The 23,077-nt window shown below is 74.4% G+C and carries 3 protein-coding genes; all 3 read left to right on the top strand.

All coding sequences use genetic code 11. The annotated features are described in order from the left end of the window. The coding region (locus tag DMH12_RS39145) for a non-ribosomal peptide synthetase (RefSeq protein WP_185832433.1) at positions 1-4,951 on the top strand (4,951 nt) is incomplete at its 5' end. After that, complete coding sequence (locus tag DMH12_RS20405) at positions 4,948-15,858, top strand: non-ribosomal peptide synthetase (protein WP_185832432.1); 10,911 nt, start codon at positions 4,948-4,950, stop codon at positions 15,856-15,858. The genes DMH12_RS39145 and DMH12_RS20405, both read left to right, overlap by 4 nt. Beyond that, entirely contained in the window at positions 15,858-23,075 is a 7,218-nt protein-coding gene (locus tag DMH12_RS20400; RefSeq protein WP_185832431.1) for a non-ribosomal peptide synthetase, read from the top strand. Before DMH12_RS20405 ends, DMH12_RS20400 begins: the two co-directional genes overlap by 1 nt. Positions 23,076-23,077: the final 2 nt, after the last annotated feature.

Here is a 23,077-nt window from a genome sequence, read left to right as displayed (position 1 = left end):
CACCTACGCGGCCTCCTCCACCGGACGAGCCCCCCGCACCCCCCGCGAAGAAATCCTCTGCACCCTCTTCGCCGAAGTACTCGGCGTCGACACCGTCACCATCGACGACAACTTCTTCGACCTCGGCGGACACTCCCTGCTCGCCACCCGCCTCGTCAGCCGCACCCGCACCGCACTGCACGTCGAGCTGTCCGTGCGGCAGTTCTTCGAGACGCCGACGATCGCCGGGCTGTCGGGGGCGCTGGACCAGGCCGACGGTGCGCGCGCCGCGCTGACGGCGAAGCCGCGGCCCGAGCGCGTTCCGCTGTCGTACGCCCAGCAGCGCCTCTGGTTCCTGCACCAGCTCGAAGGGCCCTCGGCGACGTACAACATCCCCACCACCCTCCGTCTCACCGGCACTCTCGACCGGGACGCCCTGCACGCGGCGATCAACGACCTGCTCGCCCGGCACGAGAGCCTGCGCACGACCTACACCGAGGACGAGCAGGGGCCCCGGCAGGTGGTTCAGGCGTGGGAGCCCGGTCTGCTGCCGCTCGTCGTGGTCGACACCGAGGAGGGCGAGCTGGACGCGCGGCTGTCCACAGCCGTGCACCACGCGTTCGACCTCACGGCGGGCATTCCGGTGCGGGCGACGCTGTTCAGGATCTCTGAGCGGGAGCACGTGCTGCTGCTCCTCATCCACCACATCGCCACCGACGCCTGGTCCCGCACGCCGCTGGGGCAGGACCTCGCCGCCGCGTACACGGCGCGGTGTGCGGGCGACGCGCCGGCCTGGGAGCCGCTGCCCGTCCAGTACGCCGACTACGCACTGTGGCAGCGTGAGGTCCTCGGGGACGAGGCCGACGCCGACAGTGCGGCCGGCCGTCAGCTCGCCCACTGGAAGGAGCGGTTGGCCGGGCTGCCCGAGCAGTTGGAGCTGCCCACCGACCGGCCCCGCCCCGCGGTGGCGGACCAGGACGGCGACCGGGTCGCGTTCTCGCTCGACGCGGACCTGTACGCACGGCTGACCGAGCTGGCCAGGAGCACGCACTCGAGCACGTTCATGGTGGTGCAGGCGGCGCTCGCCGCGCTGCTGACCCGGTTGGGCGCGGGCGAGGACATCCCGATCGGCACGCCGGTCGCGGGCCGCACGGACGGCGCGACGGAGAACCTCGTCGGCTTCTTCGTCAACACGCTCGTCCTGCGCACCGACACCAGCGGCAACCCCACCTTCCGGGAGCTGCTGGAGACTACGCGCCGCACCGACCTGGCGGCCTACGCCCACCAGGACCTCCCCTTCGAGCGGCTGGTCGAGGCGCTCAACCCGGTCCGGACGCTGGCGCACCACCCGCTCTTCCAGGTCATGCTCATCCTGAGCACGGCCGACGCGGACCCGGAGGGCTCGCTCGCCCTGCCGGGGCTGCGGGTCGGCGTGGAGCGCAGCCGGCTCGGTGCGGCCAAGGTCGACCTGGCCTTCGCCCTGGCCGAGACCAGGGACGGCGAGGGCCGGAGCGCCGGCCTCACGGGCGCGCTGGACTTCCGGACCGACCTGTTCGACCGGTCGACGGCGCGGTCGCTGGTGGAGCGGTTCGTACGGACCCTGGAGGCGGTAGTCACCGATCCCGGTGTCCGGCTGTCCCACGTACCGGTGCTGAGCGGAGCCGAACGGCACCGGCTGCTCGGCGAGGGGACCGGGTCCGCGCTGGAGACCCTGGACGCGACGCTGCCCGAGCTGTTCGCGGCGCAGGTGCTCCGCACACCCGACGCGCCGGCCCTGGTGCAGGGCGGGACGACCGTGTCGTACGCCGAACTGGACGCGCGCGCCGGTCGGCTGGCCCGGGTGCTGCGGCAGCAGGGTGTGCGGCCGGGGACGCCCGTGGTCATGCTGATGGAGCGGTCCCCGGCCCATGTGGTGGCGACCCTGGCCATCAGCCGGGCGGGCGGCGCCTACGTGCCGCTGCACGACACGTACCCCCTCGACCGGATGCGGCACGTGGTGGCGGACACCGCGGCGACGCTCGTCCTGGCCGACCGGGCCGAGGCCGCGCGGGCCTCAGAGCTGGGCGCGCGGGTCATGGTGGTCGACGAGTTCGGCGCCCCGCCCGGGTCCGGGCCGGCCGACGGCGTACCGGACGTGGGGCTGCGCCCGCAGGACCTCGCGTACGTCATGTACACCTCCGGGTCCACCGGGGTGCCGAAGGGCGTGGCGGTCACCCATCGCGGGGTGGTGGACCTGGTCCGCGACCACTGCTGGCGGCCGGAGGCGCACGAGCGGGTGCTGCTGCACGCGCCGCACGCGTTCGACGTGTCCTGCTACGAGATGTGGGTGCCGCTGATCTCCGGCGGAACGGTCGTCGTGGCACCGCCCGGGCACCTGGACGCGGCCGCCGTCACCGACCTGATCGCCGCCCACGACATCACCGCGATCCACCTCACCGCGGGCTTCTTCCGGGTCATCGCCGAGGAGGCGCCGGAGTGCTTCGCCGGGGTGCGGGAGGTCCTGACCGGCGGTGACGTGGTCTCCCCGGCGGCGGTCGCCCGGGTCCTCGAGCACGCCCCGCGCGCCGTGCTGCGCCACCTGTACGGACCGACGGAGACGACGCTGTGCGTGACGCAGCACGAGGTCGGGGCGCCGTACGCGGCCCGGGGCAGCCTGCCGGTCGGCCGTCCGACGGGGAACACCCGGGCGTACGTGCTCGACCAGTACCTCCAGCCGGTGCCCGCCGGGGTGCCGGGCGAGCTGTTCATCTCCGGGACCGGTCTGGCGCGCGGCTACCTGGGCCGCTCCGACCTGACCTGCGAACGGTTCGTCGCCGACCCGTACGGCGGGTCCGGCGAGCGGATGTACCGCACCGGCGACCTGGTCCGCTACAACCCGGCGGGCGAACTCGAGTACCTGGCCCGCGCGGACGACCAGGTCAAGATCCGCGGTTTCCGAGTGGAGCTGGGCGAGATCGAGACGGTGCTGTCCACCCGGCCGGAGCTGGCCCAGGCAGCCGTCGTCGTCCGCGAGGACCGGCCCGGCGACCGGCGGCTCGTCGGCTACGTCGTGGCCGCCGAGGGCCGGGACGGCGAGGTGGACCCGGACGCGCTGCGCGCCTTCGCCCGCCAGGCGCTGCCCGACTACATGGTGCCGTCGGCCTTCGTGGTCCTCGACGCGCTGCCGCTGACCGTCAACGGCAAGCTGGACCGCAAGGCGCTGCCCGCACCCGACTACGCGGCGGCGTCCACCGGGCGGGCCGCCCGCACCCCCGCCGAGGAGCTGCTGTGCACGCTCTTCGCCGAGGTGCTGGGCCTGTCCGCGGTGGGCATCGACGACGGGTTCTTCGACCTGGGCGGCGACAGCATCCTCTCCATCCAGCTCGTCAGCCGGGCCCGCGCGGCCGGACTGGCCCTCGCCGTCCGCGACGTCTTCGAGTACCAGTCGGCGGCCGAGCTGGCCGCGGCACTGGCCGAGCGGGAGGGCGTCGCCGCGCCGGAGGTCGAGGAGGTGCCGCCGCACGGCCCCGTTCCGCTGACCCCCGTGATGGCACGGGTCGCCGAACTCGGACTGGGCGGCGACGACTTCAACCAGTCGGTCGCCGTGTCCGTGCCGCCCGCGGTGGACGGCGACCGGCTGGCCGGGGCGCTCCAGAGGGTGCTGGACCACCATGACGCGCTGCGGCTGCTGGTCCGTCCCGACGGAAGCGCCGAGGTGCGCCCTCCGGGCAGCGTGCCGGCCGCCGACGTGCTCCGCGTCGTCACCGGGACGCCCGGCACCGCCGACTTCGACGGCCTGGTCACGGACGCGGCCCGCGCCGCACGGGACCGCCTCGCGCCCGCCGAGGGCCGAGTCCTCCAGGCGGTGCTGGTGGACCGCGGGAACGGCGGGGACGGCGGGGACGGCGGGGACGGCGTGCTGGTCCTGGTCGCCCACCACTTGGTGGTCGACTCGGTGACGTGGAGCATCGTCGTGCCGGACCTCGCGACGGCGTACCGGGGTGACGCACCGGCCCCCGTGGGCACCTCGTGGCGGCAGTGGGCCACCTCGCTGGAACGGCTCGCCACCGACCCCCGGGTCGAGGCGGAGACCGCCCACTGGGAGCACACGCTCGCCGGGGCGGGAGCGCTGCGGCTGGACCGTGCGCGCGACGTCCAGGGCGAGGCCGGACGCGTCGGCCTCGATCTGCCGTCGGACACGACCGCGGCCCTGCTCACCGAGGTGCCGGGGAGTGTCAACGCCGGTGTGAACGACGTCCTGCTGACCGCCTTCGCGTTCGCCGTCGCCGAGTGGCGACGCGGGCGCGGCGAGGACCCGGACGCTCCCGTCGTGGTCGACCTGGAGAGCCACGGGCGGCACGAGGACGCCGTGCCCGGCGCCGAACTCAGCCGCACGGCGGGCTGGTTCACCGCCCTGCACCCGGTGCGACTGGCCCCCGACGTCGCCGACTGGGCGCGGCTGCACCGGGACGGCGACGCGCTCCGGGACGGCCTCAAGCAGGTCAAGGAGCAGGTACGGGCCGTGCCGGGCGACGGCATCGGCTTCGGCCTGCTGCGCCACCTCAACCCGGCCACCGGGCCCCGGCTGGCGCGCCTCCCCGAGCCCGACTTCGGCTTCAACTATCTGGGCCGACGGGTCGCCCCGGCCACCGGCGCCCCGGAGCCGTGGGCCGTGACCGGCGGTGGACTGGCCGCCTCGCGACCGGCGGCGCCGATGGCACACGCGGTGGAGGTCAGCGCCGTCGTGCACGAGGGACCGGACGGCCCCCGACTGCGCGCGGAATGGACATACGCACGCCGCCTGGTCCCCGATCACGACGCCCGGCTCCTGGCCGAGCACTGGTTCCGGGCCCTGGAGGCCCTGGTGGAGCACGCCGGCCGTTCCGGCGCGGGCGGCCTGACGCCGTCCGACGTCACCCTCGACTCGCTCAGTCAGTCCGAGATCGAGGAGTTCGAGTCCGACCTTGAGTTTGAGTGGGAGATTGAGCAGTGAGCCAGCAACCGTCTCGTTCGCGTAGCAAGATCGAGGACATTCTTCCGCTCTCCCCGCTGCAAGAGGGCTTCGTGTTCCTCGGGCTGCTGCACACGGAGGGACCCGACCTCTACGTCGGCCAGGTCTCCTTCGACCTGGAGGGCCCGTACGACGGCTCCCGGATGCGCACGGCGGCCGAGGCCCTGCTGCGCCGCCACGCCAACCTGCGGGCCGGTTTCCGGCAGCGCAAGAACGGGGCCTGGGCCCAACTCGTCCTGCACGACGCCGACCTGCCGTGGCAGGACGCCGACCTGAGCGCGCTGCCCGAGGACGAGCGCGGCCCCGAGGCCGACCGCCTCGCCGCCGCCGACCGCGCCCGCCGCTTCGACCTGGGCCGCCCGCCGCTGCTCCGCTTCACGGCGATCCGGCTCTCCGCCGACCGCGTCCGGCTGGTGATGACCAACCACCACATCGTGCTCGACGGCTGGTCCATGCCGGTACTGCTGCGCGAGCTGATGGCGCTCTACGCCTCCTTCGGCGACCCGTCCGCGCTTCCGCGGGTCCGCCCGTACCGCGACTACCTGGCCTGGCTCGACGCCCGCGACCGGGATGCGGCAAGGACCGCCTGGCGGGAGTCCCTGTCCGGCCTCGACGAGGCCACCCTCCTCGCCCCGGCCGGACCGGCGGCGTCGACCGCGCCCGAGCAGGTGTCGTTCACCGTGGACTCCGAGGTCAGCGGTGCGCTCGCGGCGTGGGCGCGGGGGCAGGGCGTGACCATGAACACCGTGGTCCAGGGCGCCTGGGCTCTCGCCCTGGCCCAGGCCACCGGCCGCGACGACGTGGTCTTCGGCGCCACCGTCTCCGGCCGCCCGCCCGAGCTGCCCGGCGTCGAATCGATGATCGGCCTGTTCATCAACACCCTGCCCGTCCGCGCCCGCCTCGACCACGCCGAACCCCTGGGCGCCCTCTTCCGCCGCCTCCAGGCCGAACAGGCCCGACTGCTGGACCACCAGTGGGCCGGACTCGCCGACATCCAGCGCTGGGCCGGACACGGCGAACTCTTCGACACCGCCATGGTCTTCCAGAACTACCCGGTCGAGGACGGCGACCTCACCGCCGCCTCCGACCCCGACCGGCTCCGGGTGGCCTCGGCGGACATCAAGGGCGGCACGCACTTCGCCGTCAACGTCGTCGCCACGATGCGCGGCGCGGAGCTGTCCTTCCGCGTGGACTACCGCCCCGACCTCTACGACGAGGAGTACGCCCGCGGCTTCGGCCGGCGGATGCTGCGCGTCCTGGAGACCCTGATCGCCGACGCGGACCTGCCCGTCGCCCACCTGGACACCCTCGACCCGGCCGACCGGGAGCGGGTCCTGGTGGAGTGGAACGGGACGCGGACCGAGCTTCCCGGGACGCCGCTGCACGAACTGATCACCGAGCAGGCCGAACGGACGCCGGACGCGGTCGCCGTTGCGTGCGACTCCGAGACCCTGACCTACGCCGAGCTGGACGGACGCGCCAACCAACTCGCCCGGCACCTGCTGGAACAGGGCCTGGGCGCGGAGGACTTCGCCGCGATCGCACTGCCGAAGTCGCTGGACGCGATCACCAGCATGCTGGCCGTGGTGAAGACCGGTGCGGCCTACCTGCCCATCGACCCGGACTACCCCGCCGAGCGCATCAGCTACATGCTCGACGACGCCCGACCCGCGCTGACCCTCACCGAGCCCATACCGGCCGCCGCGTACAGCGACCAGCCCAGCGGCCAGATCACGGATGCCGAGCGCCGTAGTCCGTGGTCACCCCGCCACGCGGCCTACATGATCTACACCTCCGGCTCCACCGGCCGCCCCAAGGGCGTCGTCATCGAACACCACGCCCTCGCCACCTACCTCCACCGAGCCCGCCAGACCTACAGCGCCATGAACGGCGCCACCCTCCTGCACTCACCCCTCGCCTTCGACCTCACCATCACCGCCCTGTGGACCCCCCTCACCGCCGGCGGAACCGTCCACCTCACCACCCTCGAAGAGACGGTGGCGCAGCCGAGCCTGATCAAGGCCACGCCGAGCCACCTCCCCTTGCTCGCCAACCTGCCGGAGACGGCGTCCCCCTCCCACACCCTCATCCTCGGCGGCGAAGCCCTCCACACCGACCACCTGACGGCTTGGCGCAACCAGCACCCCGACGTCCAGATCATCAACGCCTACGGCCCCACCGAATCCACCGTCAACATCACCGACCACCACCTCGACGAAGACACACCTGACGGCCCCGTCCCCATCGGACGTCCGTTCGCCAACACCCAGGTCTACGTCCTCGACTCGGCCCTGCGCCCCGTACCCCCCGGCATCACCGGAGAGCTGTACCTCGCCGGTGAACAACTCGCCCGCGGCTACCTCGGACGCCACGCCCTCACCGCCGAACGCTTCACCGCCAACCCCCACAGCCCCACCCCCGGCGCACGCATGTACCGCACCGGCGACCTCGCCCACTGGAACCACCAAGGCCACCTCACCTACGACGGACGCGCCGACCACCAGGTCAAACTCCGCGGCCACCGCATCGAACTCGGCGAAATCGAAGCCACCCTCACCACCCAGCCCGGCATCACCCAAGCCACCGTCCAACTCCGCGAAGACACCCCCGGCGACCAACGCCTCGTCGCCTACCTGGTCGCCACCGACTGGGACGAGAGCACCGTCCGGGACGCGCTGGCTCAGGCCCTGCCCGACTACATGCGCCCCTCCGCCTACGTCACCCTCGACGCCCTCCCCCTCACCCCCAACGGCAAACTCGACCGCAAAGCCCTCCCCGCACCCGACTACGCAGCCTCCTCCACCGGACGAGCCCCCCGCACCCCCCGCGAGGAAATCCTCTGCGGCCTGTACGCGGAGATCCTCGCGGTGGGTGACGTGACGATCGACGACGACTTCTTCGGGCTCGGCGGGCACTCGCTGCTCGCCACCCGCCTGGTCAGCCGGGTCCGCACCACCCTCGGTGTCGAGCTGCCGATCCGGCGGCTGTTCGAGACGCCGACCGTGGCGGGTCTCGCCGGTGCCCTCGACGCGTCGGGCTCCGTCCGTACCGCGCTCACCGCGAAGCCGCGCCCCGAGCGGATCCCGCTCTCCTACGCCCAGCAGCGCCTCTGGTTCCTGCACCAGCTCGAAGGACCCACCCCGACCTACAACATCCCCACCACCCTCCGCCTCACCGGCACCCTCGACCACGACGCCCTGCGCGCGGCCGTGGGCGACCTGATCGTCCGGCACGAGAGCCTGCGGACGGTCTTCACCGAGGACGAGCAGGGCGCCCATCAGGTCGTGCTGCCCGCGGAGGTCGCCGCGACTCCGTTCGCGGTGGTCGACGTGGCCGCACAGGAGGTCGCCGTCCGGGTGGCGGAGGCCGCGTCGTACCCCTTCGACCTGACGACCGACCTGCCCGTGCGGGTGCGGCTGTTCCGGGTGTCGGAGGAGAAGCACATCCTGCTGCTGCTGGTGCACCACATCGCCAGCGACGCCTGGTCCCGCACCCCGCTCGCCCAGGACCTCACCGCCGCCTACACCGCCCGCTGCGCGGGCACCGCGCCCGCCTGGCGGCCGCTGCCCGTCCAGTACGCCGACTACGCGCTCTGGCAGCAGGAGATCCTCGGCGACGAGTCCGAGGACGGCAGCCTCGCGGGACGGCAGCTCTCCTACTGGAAGCAGCAACTGGCCGGCCTGCCGGAACAGCTGGACCTCCCCACCGACCGGCCGCGACCCGCCACCGCCGACCACACCGGCGACCGGGTCACCTTCACCGTCCCCGCCGAGCTGCACACCCGCCTGACCGAGCTGGCCCGGTCGACCAACACCACCGCGTTCATGGTGATCCAGGCCGCGCTCGCCACGCTGCTCACCCGGCACGGCGCCGGCGACGACATCCCCATCGGCACCCCCATCGCCGGACGCACCGACGACGCCACCGACCACCTCATCGGCTTCTTCGTCAACACCCTCGTCCTGCGCACCGACACCAGCGGCAACCCCACCTTCCGCGACCTCCTGGCCCGCGTACGCGACACCGACCTCACCGCCTACGCCCACCAGGACCTCCCCTTCGAACGCCTCGTCGAAGCCCTCAACCCCACCCGCTCCCTCGCCCACCACCCCCTCTTCCAGACGATGCTCACCCTGCACAACACGCAGGGCACGAAGGCGGAGCGGTTCGCAGGTCTCGCGGCCGAGGTGGTGGCGTCCGAGTCGGTCTCGGCGCGGTTCGACCTGTCGTTCGCGCTGGCCGAGCACTTCGGCGCCGACAACGCCTGCGAGGGCATGAGCGGCGGTGTCACGTACAGCACGGCGCTCTTCGACCGGGAGACGGTGCGGGACCTGGCCGACCGTCTGGTGCGGCTGCTCGCGGCGGCGGTGGCCCATCCGGGGCGGCCCGTCGGACAGCTGGAGATCATGGACGCGGCGGAGCGGCGGCTGGTCCTGGAGGGGTGGAACGACACCGCCGCCGAGGCGCCCGCCGATTCGGTGTCCGGGCTGTTCGAGCGGCAGGCGCGGCGGTCGCCGGACGCGACCGCCCTGGAGTTCGGCGACGTGCGGCTGTCGTACGGGCAGCTCAACGCGCGGGCGAACCGGCTGGCCCGGCACCTCGTCGCGCGGGGCGCGGCTCCGGGCGGGTCCGTCGCCGTGGCGCTGCCCCGGTCGGCGGAGCTGGTCGTGACGCTGCTGGCGGTGCTGAAGTCCGGGGCGGCGTTCCTGCCGATCGACCCGCACTATCCGGCCGACCGGGTCGCGTACATGCTGGCCGACGCCGAACCGGCCCTCACGCTGAGGGAGCCGGTCGCGGACGCGGAGCTGGCGGCGTACGCGGGCGACGACCTCGGCGCCGACGAGCTGCGGGGTCCGGTCCTCGGCGCGCATCCGGCGTACACGATCTACACCTCGGGTTCCACCGGACGCCCCAAGGGTGTGGTGGTGCCGCGTGCGGCGCTCGGGAACTTCCTGGCGGACATGGGCCGGCGGTTCGCTCCCACCGCCGGTGACCGGCTGCTCGCCGTCACGACGGTGGGCTTCGACATCGCGGGCCTGGAGATCTTCCTGCCGCTGCTGCACGGGGCGGTGCTGGTGGTCGCCGACGAGGAGACCGCGAAGGACCCGCACGCGCTGCTGCGCACCGTCACCGCGTCGGGGATCACCATGGTCCAGGCGACGCCGAGCCTGTGGCAGGGTGTTGCGGCCGTCGCGGCGGACGAACTGGCCGGGGTGCGCGTCCTGGTGGGCGGCGAGGCGCTGCCCACCGAGTTGGCGCGCGCGCTGACGGAGCGGGCCCGTTCCGTGACGAACCTCTACGGTCCGACGGAGGTGACGATCTGGGCCACGGCCGCCGATGTCACCGAGTCCGGGCCGGTCATCGGCAGCCCTCTCGCCAACACCGCGGCGTATGTGCTGGACGCGGCGCTGCGGCCGGTCCCGGTGGGGGTGCCGGGCGAGTTGTACCTGGCCGGGGCGCAGTTGGCGCAGGGCTACCACCGGCGTCCCGCGCTGACGTCGGAGCGGTTCACCGCCGACCCGTACGGTCCGGCCGGTGCGCGGATGTACCGCACGGGTGACCTGGTGTGCCGTCGGAGGGACGGCGCGCTGCGGTATCTGAGCCGGGTGGACCAGCAGGTCAAGCTGCGCGGGTTCCGCATCGAACTGGGGGAGATCGAGGCGGAGCTGGCCCGGCACCCGGCGGTCGCCGAGACCGCGGTGACGGTGCGCGAGGACCGCCCGGGTGACCGGCGGCTGGTCGCCTACGTCGTGCCGGCGGGCCCGGCGCCGGACGCGCGGGAGCTGCGGGAGCGGCTGCGGGGACGGCTGCCGGAGTTCATGGTGCCGACGGCGTTCGTGGTGCTCGACGCGCTGCCGCTGACGCCGAACCGGAAGCTGGACCGCAAGGCGCTGCCCGTCCCGGAGTACGACGGTGAGCCGGCCGGCCGGGAGCCGCGGGGTCCGCGCGAGGAGATCCTCTGCGCGCTCTTCGCCGATGTGCTGGGCGTCGCCCGGGTCGGCATCGACGACGGCTTCTTCGACCTGGGCGGGCACTCGCTGCTCGCCAGTCGGCTGGTGAGCCGGATCAGGACGGCGCTGGGCGTCGAGCTGTCCGTGCGCCAGTTCTTCGAGACGCCGACCATCGCCGGGCTCTCCGGGGCGCTGGACGGGGCGGCGGGCGCCCGGACGCCGCTGGTGGCCCGGGAGCGCCCGGAACGGGTGCCGCTCTCCCCGGCGCAGCAACGACTCTGGTTCCTGCACCAGTTCGAGGGTCCTTCGGCGACATACAACGTGCCCACGGCGCTGCGGCTGTCCGGTCCGGTGGACCCGGCGGCGCTGGAGCGGGCGATCGGTGACGTGGTGGAGCGGCACGAGAGTCTGCGGACCGTGTTCGCGGCGGACGACGGCGGGTCGCGGCAGATCGTGCTGCCCGCCGATCGGGCCGCCCGGCGTCTCGACGTCGTCGACGTCGCTGCGGAGGAGGTCGAGGAGCGGGTGGCGGAGGCGGCCCGGCACGTCTTCGACCTGACCGGCGACATTCCGTTCCTGGCACGGTTGTTCCGGGTCTCGGAGACGGATCACGTCCTGCTGCTGCTCATCCACCACATCGCCAGTGACGGATGGTCGATGGCGCCGCTGGCCCGCGACCTGACGGCGGCGTACGCGGCGCGCTGCGCGGGTGACGCGCCGGGCTGGGAGCCGCTGCCGGTGCAGTACGCGGACTACGCGCTGTGGCAGCGCGACGTCCTCGGCGACGAGACCGACCCGGAGAGCGTGGCCGGGCGGCAGCTGGCGTACTGGAAGGACGCGCTGGCCGGGCTGCCCGAGGCGCTGGAGCTGCCCACCGACCGGCCGCGGCCCGCGACCGCCGGGTACACCGGCGACCGCATCGCGTTCACGGTGCCGGCGGCGCTGCACGCGCGGCTGACGGAGCTGGCGCGGGCCACGCACTCCAGCCTGTTCATGGTGACCCAGGCCGCGTTCGCGGCGCTGCTGACGCGGCTCGGGGCGGGCGAGGACATCCCGATCGGCACGGCGGTGGCCGGGCGGAACGACGCCGCCACCGAGGATCTCGTCGGGTTCTTCGTGAACACGCTGGTGCTGCGCACCGACACCGGCGGCAACCCCACCTTCCGTGAACTGCTCGGCCGCGTCCGGGAGGGTGACCTGGCGGCGTACGCGCACCAGGAGGTGCCGTTCGAGCGGCTGGTGGAGGCGGTCAACCCGGCGCGCAGTCTGGCCCATCACCCGCTGTACCAGGTGATGATCACGTTCAACAACACGGCGGACCGGAGCACCGGGCGGGCCGCGTCCGGCGACGGTGGCGCGCTCCTGAACGCGGCCCGGATGACGGCCGGCACCGGCGTGGCGAAGTTCGACCTGTCGCTGACCTTCGGCGAGCGGCACGACGCGTCGGGCGGCCCCGCGGGCATGCGGGGTTCGCTGGAGTACCGCACGGAGCTGTTCGACCGGGAGACGGCGGAGTCGGTGATCTCGCGGCTGCTCGGCGTGCTGGGCTCGGTCACGGCCGACCCGGACCTGCCGATCGGCGGGATCGGCCTGCTGGACCCGGCCGAGCGGCGGCAGCTGCTCGAGGAGTGGAACGACACGGCGCGTCCGCAGCGCGAGGGGACCCTGCCGGAGCTGTTCGAGGAGCAGGTGGCGAGGACCCCGAGGCGTCCGGCGTTCTCGGCGGACGGGACGACGCTGACGTATGCCGAGCTGAACTCGCGCGCCAACCGGCTGGCCCACCTCCTCGCGGAGTCCGGGGCGGGCCCGGAGCAGGTGGTGGCGATCTCGCTGCCGCCGTCGGTGGAGATGGGCGTGGCGGTGCTCGCGGTGCTGAAGACGGGCGCGGCGTATCTGCCGGTCGACCCGGGCAGTCCGCGGGAGCGGATCGCGACGATGACGGAGGACGCGGCGCCGGTGTGCGCGCTGACCACGTCGGCGGTCCCGGCGGGGGTGTTCCCGCAGGAGCTCCCCCGGCTGCTCCTCGACGACCCGGACGTGACGGCGCGGCTCGCCGCGCAGCCGGCGCACGACCTGGCGGACGAGGACCGGACGCAGCCGCTGTCGCCGTGGAACGCGGCGTACATCATCTACACGTCGGGCTCGACGGGCCGGCCGAAGGGGGTGCTCGTCGAGCACCAGCCGGTGCTCAACTACCTGGCGGTGTCGGCGGAGCTGTACCCGGGTGTGGCGGGGAACGCGCTGCTGCACTCGCCGCTCTCCTTCGACCTGACCGTGACGGGCCTGTTCGCGCCGCTGCTGAACGGCGGCTGCGTGCATCTGGCGGACCTGGAGGAGCTGCACGAGCGGGCGCTCGACGGTGACGTGCCCGCGGACCTGCCGCAGACGACGTTCCTGAAGGCGACGCCCAGCCATCTGCCGCTGATCACCGGGCTGCCCGGGGTGTGCGTGCCGGACGGCGAGCTGGTCCTCGGCGGCGAGTCGCTGACCGGCCGCGCGGTGCGGACGCTGCTCGCGGCGCATCCGGGGGCGCGGGTCCTCAACGAGTACGGTCCGACCGAGACGATCGTCGGCTGCACCACGTGGCGGGTCGAGACGCCGGACGACCTCGCGGACGGCGTGCTGACCATCGGCCGCCCGTTCCCCAACACCCGGATGCTGGTCCTCGACCCGTACCTGCAACCCGTGCCGGCCGGGGTGCCGGGCGAGCTGTACGTGTCCGGGGTGCAGCTGGCGCGCGGCTATCTCAACCGGCCCGGGCAGAGCGCGTCCCGGTTCGTCGCCAACCCCTTCGAGGGGCCGGGCGAGCGGATGTACCGCACCGGCGACATCGTGCGCTGGAACCGGCACGGCGACCTGGAGTTCATCAGCCGCGTCGACGACCAGGTGAAGATCCGCGGCTTCCGGGTGGAGCTGGGCGAGGTCGAGTCCGCCCTGTCCCGGCACCCGGGGGTGCCGGAGGCGGTGGCGGTCGTACGGGAGGACCGCCCGGGCGACCGGCGGCTGGTCGCCTACCTGGTGGCCGAGGACGGACCCGTGCCGTCGGACGAGGAGCTGCGGGACGGGCTGCGCGAGTCGCTGCCCGACTACATGGTGCCGTCGGCGTTCGTCCGGCTGGCCGAGCTGCCGCTGACGGCCAACGGCAAACTGGACCGGGGGCGGCTGCCCGCGCCGGACTACGCGGCCGCCGGCACCGGCCGGGCGCCGACGACGGCGCGCGAGGAGCTGCTGTGCACGCTGTTCGCCGAGGCGCTGGGACTCGACACCGTCGGTGTCGACGACGGCTTCTTCGACCTCGGCGGCGACAGCATCCTCTCCATCCAGCTGGTCAGCCGGGCCCGCGCGACGGGGCTCACGCTCTCGGTGCGGGACGTGTTCGAGCACCAGAGCGTCGCCCACATCGCCGAGGCGCTGGACGGCGCGGTCGAGCCGGAGTCGGACGCCGGGACGGTCGAGGAGGTGCCGGCGAGCGGGCCGGTGCCGGCCACTCCGATCATGGGCTGGTTCGCCTCACTGGGCGGCCCGGTCGCCCCGTTCAACCAGTCGGTGGTGGTGTCCGTACCGGCGGACCTCGACGAGGCGCGTCTGGTGGCCGCCCTCGGGGCCGTCGTCGACCGGCACGACTCGCTGCGGCTGCGGGTCGCCGCCAACTGGTCCATGGCCGTCCCCGAGCCCGGCACGGTGGACGCCGCGGAGCTGCTCACGCACCTGCGGGCCCCGGACGCCGACGAGGACACGCTGCGCGCCGTGGTCGCCGAGGCGGCCGCCGCCGAACGCGACCGGCTGGACCCCGCCGACGGCCGGATGCTGCGCGCCTGCCGCATCGACCGCGGTCCCGGCCGGCCGGGGCTGCTGGTCCTGGTCGCCCACCACCTGGCCGTGGACGCCGTCAGCTGGCGGCTGCTCGTGCCGGACCTGGCCGCCGCCTACGAGGGCCGCCCGCTCAGCCCGGCCGGCACGCACTGGCGCCGGTGGGCCGGTGCGCTGCGGGACCTCGCGGGCACGGCCGCCACCGAGGCGGAGACGGACCACTGGCTGGACGCGGTCCGCCCGGCGGCCGAGCCGACGGACCCGGCCCTCGACCCGGCCCGCGACACCCACGCCCGCTCCGGTCAGGTCGTCCTCGACCTGGACGCGGACACCACCGACGCCCTCCTCACCTGGGTCCCCGGGGTCTTCCGCGCCGAGATCAACGACCTGCTGCTCACCGCGTTCGGGCTGGCCGTCGCCGACTGGCGGCGCGCCCGGGGCGGCGGGGCGGGCACGCCGGTCACGGTGGACCTGGAGAGCCACGGCCGCCACGAGCACCTGGTGCCGGGCGCCGACCTCACCCGCACCACCGGCTGGTTCACGTCGATGCACCCGGTGCCGCTGCGCCCGGAGGTCGAGGAGTGGGAGTGGCCGGAGGTGTGGGACGGCGGCGCGGCCGCGGGCCGCGCACTGAAGCGGGTCAAGGAGCAGCTGCGGGCCGTCCCGCGCGACGGCGTGGGCTTCGGCCTGCTGCGCCACCTGAACCCGCGCACCCGGGACCGGTTCGCCGCGCTCCCGGTACCGGCGTACGGCTTCAACTACCTGGGCCGGTACACCGGCGGGCGGACCGCCGACGGCGCCGCCGGACCCGAGGCGTGGAGCGTGCTCGGGCGCGGGGTCGCCGGCCAGCACCCGGACACGCCGCTCGCGCACCCCGTCGAACTGGTCGCGGGCGCCCACGACACCGAGGCGGGGCCCCGGCTGCACAGCGTGTGGACGTACGCGGACGCCGTGCTCTCCGAGGCCGAGGTGCGGCGCCTGGGCGAGGGCTGGTTCCGGGCCCTGAAGGCGCTGGTCGAGCACGCCGGCCGGCCCGAGGCGAGCGGTCTGACCCCCTCGGACGTCTCCCTCACCTCGCTCAGCGAGGACGACATCACCCGACTCGAGAGCGAATGGGGCTCCCTCTGATGGCCAAGTCCGGCTTGGAAGACATCCTGCCGCTGTCCCCGCTCCAGGAGGGGATGCTGTTCCACAACCTGTTCGACGACGAGGAACTGGACGCCTACAACGTCCAGGTCTTCATCGAGCTGGAGGGGAACACGGACCCGGAGCGGCTGCGCCGGGCCGGGCAGGCGCTGCTGGAGCGGCACGCCAACCTGCGCGCCGCCTTCCGGCACGAGGGCCTCAAGCGCCCGGTGCAGCTCATCCCCCGCCGGGTCGCCCTGCCCTGGGGCGAGGAGGACCTGGCGGCCGTACCGGAGGAGGAGCGGGAGGCCGCGGCGGAGCGGATCGCCGAGCGGGACCGCTGGACGCGCTTCGACCTGTCCCGGCCGCCGCTGATCCGCTTCACCCTGGTCCGGCTGGGCCCGGACCGGCACCGCCTGCTGATGACGCTCCACCACATCCTGCTGGACGGCTGGTCGATGCCGATCCTGCTGCGCGAGCTGATGACCCTGTACACGGTGCACGGCGACGCCACGGCCCTGCCCCGGGTGCGCCCCTACCGGGACTACCTGGGCTGGCTCGGCGGCCGGGACCGGGACGCCGCCCAGGAGGCGTGGACGGACGCGTTCGACGGGTTCGACACCCCGAGCATCGTGGCGCCGGACCGGGGGGCGCTCACCGCGGCGCCCGAGCGGATCCACTTCTCCGAGGACGAGGCGGCGAGCGCCGCCCTGACCCGGTTCGCACGGTCGCACGGGCTGACCGTGAACACCGTGATCCAAGGCGCCTGGGGGCTGGTGCTGTCCCACCTGACCGGCCGGGACGACGTGGTGTTCGGCGTGACGGTCAGCGGCCGCCCGCCGGAGCTGCCCGGCGTCGACACCATGGTCGGTCTCTTCATGAACACCCTGCCCCTGCGGGTGCGGCTGCGGCCCGCCGAGACGCTGGCGGAGTTCCTGCGCCGTACCCAGAGCGAGCAGGCCCGGCTCATCGACCACCAGTGGGTGGGGCTCGCGGAGATCCAGCGCTGGGCGGGCTCGGGCGAGCTCTTCGACACGGCCATGGTGTTCGAGAACTACCCGCTGAACTCCAGCCGCGGCCGGCCGCCGGGCGCCGCTCCGGACGCCGGCCTCCCCACGGTGCTCAAGGTCCACTCGAAGGACCAGATGCACTACCCGCTGGCCCTGCTGGCCCTCCCCCGGGAGACCCTGCGGTTCTCGCTGGGCTACCTCCCCCAGGTCTTCGACGCGGAGCGGGTCCGGGCGGTGGTCGCCGCCTTCCGCCGGGCGCTGCGCACGATCCTGGACAGCCCCGGGACCCGGGTCGGCGCGGTCGCGCTGCTCGACCCGGAGGTGCGCGGCACCGTCCTGGAGAAGTGGAGCGGCTCGGACGACGTCCGGCCCGCCGAGCGGTTCACCGACCTGTTCGAGGAGCAGGTGGCGCGCACCCCCGGCAAGACCGCGCTGATCGCCCCCGACGGGCGGCTGACCTACGCCGAACTGGACGCGGCGGCCAACCGGCTGGCCCGGCGCCTGGTCGAGCTGGGCGTGGGCCCGGAACGGCCCGTGGCGGTCGCGGTGCCGCGCCGCACCGAACTCGTCGTCGGCATGCTGGCGGTGCTCAAGGCGGGCGGCGTCTACGTGCCGATCGACCCGGAGTACCCGCCGGACCGCGTCCGCTACATGATCGAGGACTCCGACCCGGCGCTCGTCCTCACCACCTCCGACGTGGACGCCCGGATCGTCGAGGAGTGCTGCGGGCCGCTGACGTTCGTGATGGACGACCCCGGCACCGGCCGGTCGCTGGCCCGGCACTCCGGCGGCGGCCTCTCCGACGCGGACCGCTCGGGCCCGCTGCTGCCGGGGCATCCGGCGTACATCATCTACACGTCGGGCACGACGGGCCGCCCCAAGGGCGTCGTCGTCGAGCACCGGGCGCTGTCGGCGTTCGTGCGGCACTGCCGGTCCTCGCAGGCGCCCGACATCTCGGGGCTGTCCGTGATGCAGGCGTCGGCCTCCTTCGACCAGAGCGTCGGCTCCCTGCACGCCCCGCTGATCAGCGGCGGCTGCGTCCGGCTGACGGACCTGCGCGCGCTCGCCGAGACCGCGGTGAGCGAACCCGGCTTCCGCCGGGCCACGTTCATGAAGGGCACCCCGTCCCACCTGGCGCTGCTCACCACCATGCCCGAGGGCGTGTCGCCGTCGGGCACCATCACGCTGGGCGGCGAGGAGCTGCGCGGCGAGGTCCTGGCGCCCTGGCGGGAGACCATGCCGGACGTGACGGTGGTGAACGTCTACGGACCCACCGAGGCCACCGGAAACTGCCTGGAGCACTGGATCCACCCGGACCGCGCGGTGCCGTCGGGCCCGGTGCCGATCGGCACCCCGCACGAGGGGGTGCGGGTGTACGTCCTCGACGCGGCGCTGCGGCCGGTCGCGCCGGGCCTGGACGGCGAGGTGTACCTGGCGGGCGTGCAGCTGGCGCGCGGCTACCTGGGCCGGGGCGGGCTGACCGCCGAACGGTTCCCGGCCGATCCGTTCGGCGCGCCCGGCAGCCGTATGTACCGCACGGGTGACCTCGCGCACTGGACCGAGGCGGGCGAGCTGGTCTTCGCGGGCCGGGTGGACCGGCAGGTCAAGCTGCGCGGGTACCGCATCGAGCTGGGCGAGATCGAGGCCGCCGTCACGGCCGGCCCCGGCGTGCGCCAGGCCGCGGTCGTGCTGCGCGAGGACCAGCCGGGCGACCAGCGCCTCGTCGCGTACGTCGTGCCGGACGGCGACCGCTGGGACGAGGCCGCCGTCCACGCCGGGCTGGCCCGCTCGCTGCCGGACTTCATGATGCCGTCGGCGTTCGTCACGCTGGACGCCCTGCCGCTGAGCCCGAACGGCAAGTTGGACCGGGCGGCGCTGCCCGCCCCCACGTACACCGGCCGGACGGCGGGCCGGGCGCCGCGCACCCCGCGCGAGGAGATCCTCTGCGACCTGTACGCGGAGGTCCTGGCGCTGCCGAGCGTCGGCGTCGACGACGACTTCTTCGTCCTCGGCGGGCACTCCCTGCTCGCCACCCGCCTGGTCAGCCGGATCCGCACGACGCTGGGCGCCGAGCTGTCGATCCGGCAGTTCTTCGAGGCGCCGACGCCGGCCGCGCTCGCCGGGACGCTCGACCACGCCGGCCGGGCGCGCGCCGCGCTCACGGCGCGGCCGCGTCCCGAGCGGATACCGCTCTCGTACGCCCAGCAGCGCCTGTGGTTCCTGCACCTGCTGGAGGGGCCGAGCCCCACCTACAACATCCCGACCGTGCTGCGGCTCTCCGGACCGCTGCGCCCGGACGCCCTGCGCGAGGCGCTGCTGGACGTGATCGGGCGGCACGAGAGCCTGCGGACGACGTTCGCCGAGGACGAGCGCGGCGCCCGGCAGGTGGTGCACCGCCCCGAGGAGGTCCGGCTGGTCTTCGAGACGGCCGGCTCCACCGAGTCCGCGTACGAGGCCGACCTCGCGCGGGCGGCCCGGTACTCCTTCGACCTGGGCGCGGAGATCCCCGTACGGGCGCGGCTGCTGCGGCTGTCGGAGGAGGAGCACGTCCTGCTGCTGCTGGTGCACCACATCGCCGGCGACGCCTGGTCCCGCACCCCGCTCGCCCAGGACCTCACCGCCGCCTACACCGCCCGCTGCGCGGGCGCCGCGCCCTCCTGGCGGCCGCTGCCCGTCCAGTACGCCGACTACGCGCTCTGGCAGCAGGAGATCCTCGGCGACGAGACCGACACCGACAGCCTCGCCGGGCGGCAGCTCTCCTACTGGAAACAGCAACTGGCCGGCCTGCCCGAGCAGCTCGACCTCCCCACCGACCGGCCGCGCCCCGCCACCGCCGACCACACCGGCGACCGGGTCACCTTCACCGTCCCCGCCGACCTGCACACCCGCCTGACCGACCTCGCGCGGGCCACGGACACGACCCTCTACATGGTGCTCCAGGCGGCGCTCGCCACGCTGCTCACCCGGCACGGCGCCGGCGACGACATCCCCATCGGCACCCCCATCGCCGGACGCACCGACGACGCCACCGACCACCTCATCGGCTTCTTCGTCAACACCCTCGTCCTGCGCACCGACACCAGCGGCAACCCCACCTTCCGCGACCTCCTGACCCGCGTACGCGACACCGACCTCACCGCCTACGCCCACCAGGACCTCCCCTTCGAACGCCTCGTCGAAGCCCTCAACCCCACCCGCTCCCTCGCCCACCACCCCCTCTTCCAGGTGGTCCTCGCGCTCCGCAGCGCCGCCCCGCGGCGAGCCGACGGCGAGGGCGCCCCGGCGCTGCCGGGCGGGCTGACGGTGAGCGGGGCGGGGGGTTCGGCGGCGACGGCGGCCAAGGTCGACCTCGGGTTCTCGGTGACCGAACGCCGGGCCGCGGACAACACCCCCGACGGGGTCGCGGGTGTCCTCGACTTCCGGACCGACCTGTTCGACCACGGCACCGCGCAGGCGCTGGTGGAACGCTTCGTGCGGGTGCTCGCCGACGCGGCCGCCCACCCCGACCGGCCGCTGAGCCGCATCGACGTCCTCGGCCCGCGCGAGCGCCACCGGGTCGTCGAGGACTGGAACGCCACCGCGAAGGGCCTCGCCCCGGCCACCCTGCCCGACCTGTTCGAGCGGCACGTGCGGGAGCGCCCCGACGCCGAGGCGGTGGTCCTCGGCGACGAGTCGCTGACCTACGCGCGGCTCAACGCCCGCGCCAACCGGCTGGCGCGGCTGCTGGTGGCGCGGGGCGCCGGCCCCGAGCGGCTGGTCGCGCTGGCCCTGCCCCGCTCCGTCGAACTGCCCGTCGCCGTATTGGCGGTGGCCAAGACCGGCGCCGCCTACCTGCCGCTGGACCCGGCCCACCCGGCGGAGCGCATCGCCGGCACCCTGGAGGACGCCGCGCCGGTCGCGCTCCTGACGACCGCCGAGGTCGCCACCGGCCTCCCCGACACGGACGTGCCCCTGCTCCTGCTCGACCGGGAGCCGCGGCAGACCCCGGACGACGAGGACCCGGGCGACCTGCGCGATGCCGACCGGCTGGCGCCGCTGCTGCCGCGCCACCCCGCGTACGTCATCTACACCTCCGGCACCACCGGCCGCCCCAAGGGCGTCGCCGTGACGCACACCGGCCTGCCCGCCCTGCTGGACATCTTCACCTCGCAGCTGGGCGTGGTACCCGGCAGCCGCGTCCTGCACCACCTGTCCCCCGCCTTCGACGGCGGGTTCTGGGAACTGGCGATGGGCCTGCTGACCGGTTCGGCCCTGGTCGTCGCCGAACCCGGCACCGTCCCCGGGCCCGCCCTCGCGGAGCTGGCGGTGCGCCACCGGGTCACCCACGCGGCGATCACCCCCGCGGTGCTCCAGCTGATCCCCGAGGGGGCGCTGCCCGCCGGGACGACGCTGGTCGTCGCCGCCGAGACCTGCCCGCCGGAACTGGTCGAACGCTGGTCCGCCGGGCGTCTGATGCGCAACTCGTACGGGCCGACGGAGACCACGGTCTGCGCGACCATGAGCGCCCCGCTGTCGGGCGCGGTCGTCCCGCCGATCGGCACCCCGATCGCCGACACCGCCGGATACGTCCTGGACGACGCCCTCCAGCCGGTCCCGCCGGGCGTGCCCGGTGAGCTGTACGTGCGCGGACCCGGCCTCGCCCGCGGCTACCTCGGCCGCCCCTCGCTGACCGCGGGCCGCTTCGTGGCGAGCCCCTTCGGCCCGGCGGGCAGCGTGATGTACCGCACCGGCGACCTGGTCCGGCACACCGCGGACGGCGACCTGGAGTACCTGGGCCGCACCGACACCCAGGTCAAGCTGCGCGGCATGCGCGTCGAACCGACCGAGATCGAGGCGGTGACGGCACGCGAGCCCGGCGTCGCGCAGGCGGCCGTGCTGGTCCGCGAGGACACCCCCGGCGACCGCCGTCTCGTCGGCTACGTCGTGCCGGACACCGGTGCCGCCGTGGACACCGCCGCGCTGCGGCAGCGGCTGCGCGCCACCCTGCCCGAGTACATGGTGCCCGCCGCCCTCGTCGTCCTGGACGCGCTGCCGCTCACCCCGAACGGCAAGCTCGACCACCGTGCCCTGCCGGCGCCCGAGTACCGCACGGCCGAGGGCCGCTCGCCGCGCACCCCGCGCGAGGAGACCCTGTGCCGGCTCTTCGCCGAGGTCCTGGACCTGGAGCTGGTCGGTCTGGACGACGGCTTCTTCGACCTGGGCGGCCACTCGCTGCTCGCCGTCCGGCTCGTGGAGCGGGTCCGCGCCGAACTGGGCGAGGAGCTGGGCGTGCGCGACCTGTTCGCCGCGCCGACCGTCGCCGACCTGGCGGTGCGGCTCACGGCGCGCGGCGGCCGTGAGCCGATGGAGCGCCTGCTCCCGCTGCGCGCCACCGGCACCGCACGTCCGGTGTTCTGCGTCCACCCCGGCTCCGGCATGAGCTGGTGCTACTCGGGCCTGGTGCGCCATGTGCCCGCCGACGTCCCGGTCTACGGCATCCAGGCCACGGGACTCGACGGCGAGGGCGCGCTGCCCGCCACGCTGGAGGAGCTGGCCGCCGAGTACGCCGACCTGGTCCAGGAGGCGCAGCCCGAGGGGCCGTACCGGCTGCTCGGCTGGTCGCTCGGCGGCAACGTGGCCTTCGCCATGGCGGCCGAACTGCGCGCCCGTGGCCGGGAGGTGGAGCTGCTGGCCTTCCTCGACGCCTATCCGCGCCAGGCGGGCTCGGGCGCGGAGGCCCCGCTGGCGGAGGTGTTCGCGCACAACCTGCGTGACGCCGGCTTCGAGGTCACCGAGGAGGAGCTGGCCGGCGGCCGCTTCCCCGCCGCCCGCTACCGGGCCTTCCTGAACGCGTCCGGCGACCCGATGGGCCGCCTGGGCGAGGACGAACTGGCCGCGGTCCTCCGGGTGTTCATGAACAACGCCGGGCTGATGCGCGGCCACACCCCCGGTACCTACGACGGCGACGTGCTGGTGCTGGCCGCCGAACGGGCGGACGCCGGCAAGCTGGCCCGCCGCGGCGCCGAGTCCTGGCGCCCGCACGTGACGGGCCGGATCGAACGGGTCGGCGTCGACGCCGACCACCTCGGGCTCGTGCAGTCCGACAGCGCCCTCGCCGTCATCGGCCGGGCCCTGGCCGAACGCCTGGACCGGGCCGCCGCTCCCGCGGTTCCCGCAACCCCTCCGACCGAAGGAGTCACCGCCATGAACCCCTCGTCCGAGGTCGCCTGACG

It is taken from the genome of Streptomyces sp. WAC 04229 (assembly GCF_003947455.1).
In the GTDB taxonomy this organism is placed as follows: Bacteria; Actinomycetota; Actinomycetes; order Streptomycetales; family Streptomycetaceae; genus Streptomyces.
This window is presented reverse-complemented; position numbering and strand designations above follow the sequence as displayed.

Coding starts and splice junctions, on each gene's coding strand:
- DMH12_RS20400 (WP_185832431.1), top strand. CDS start 15,858: ATGGCCAAGTCCGGCTTGGAAGACATCCTGCCGCTGTCCCCGCTCCAG.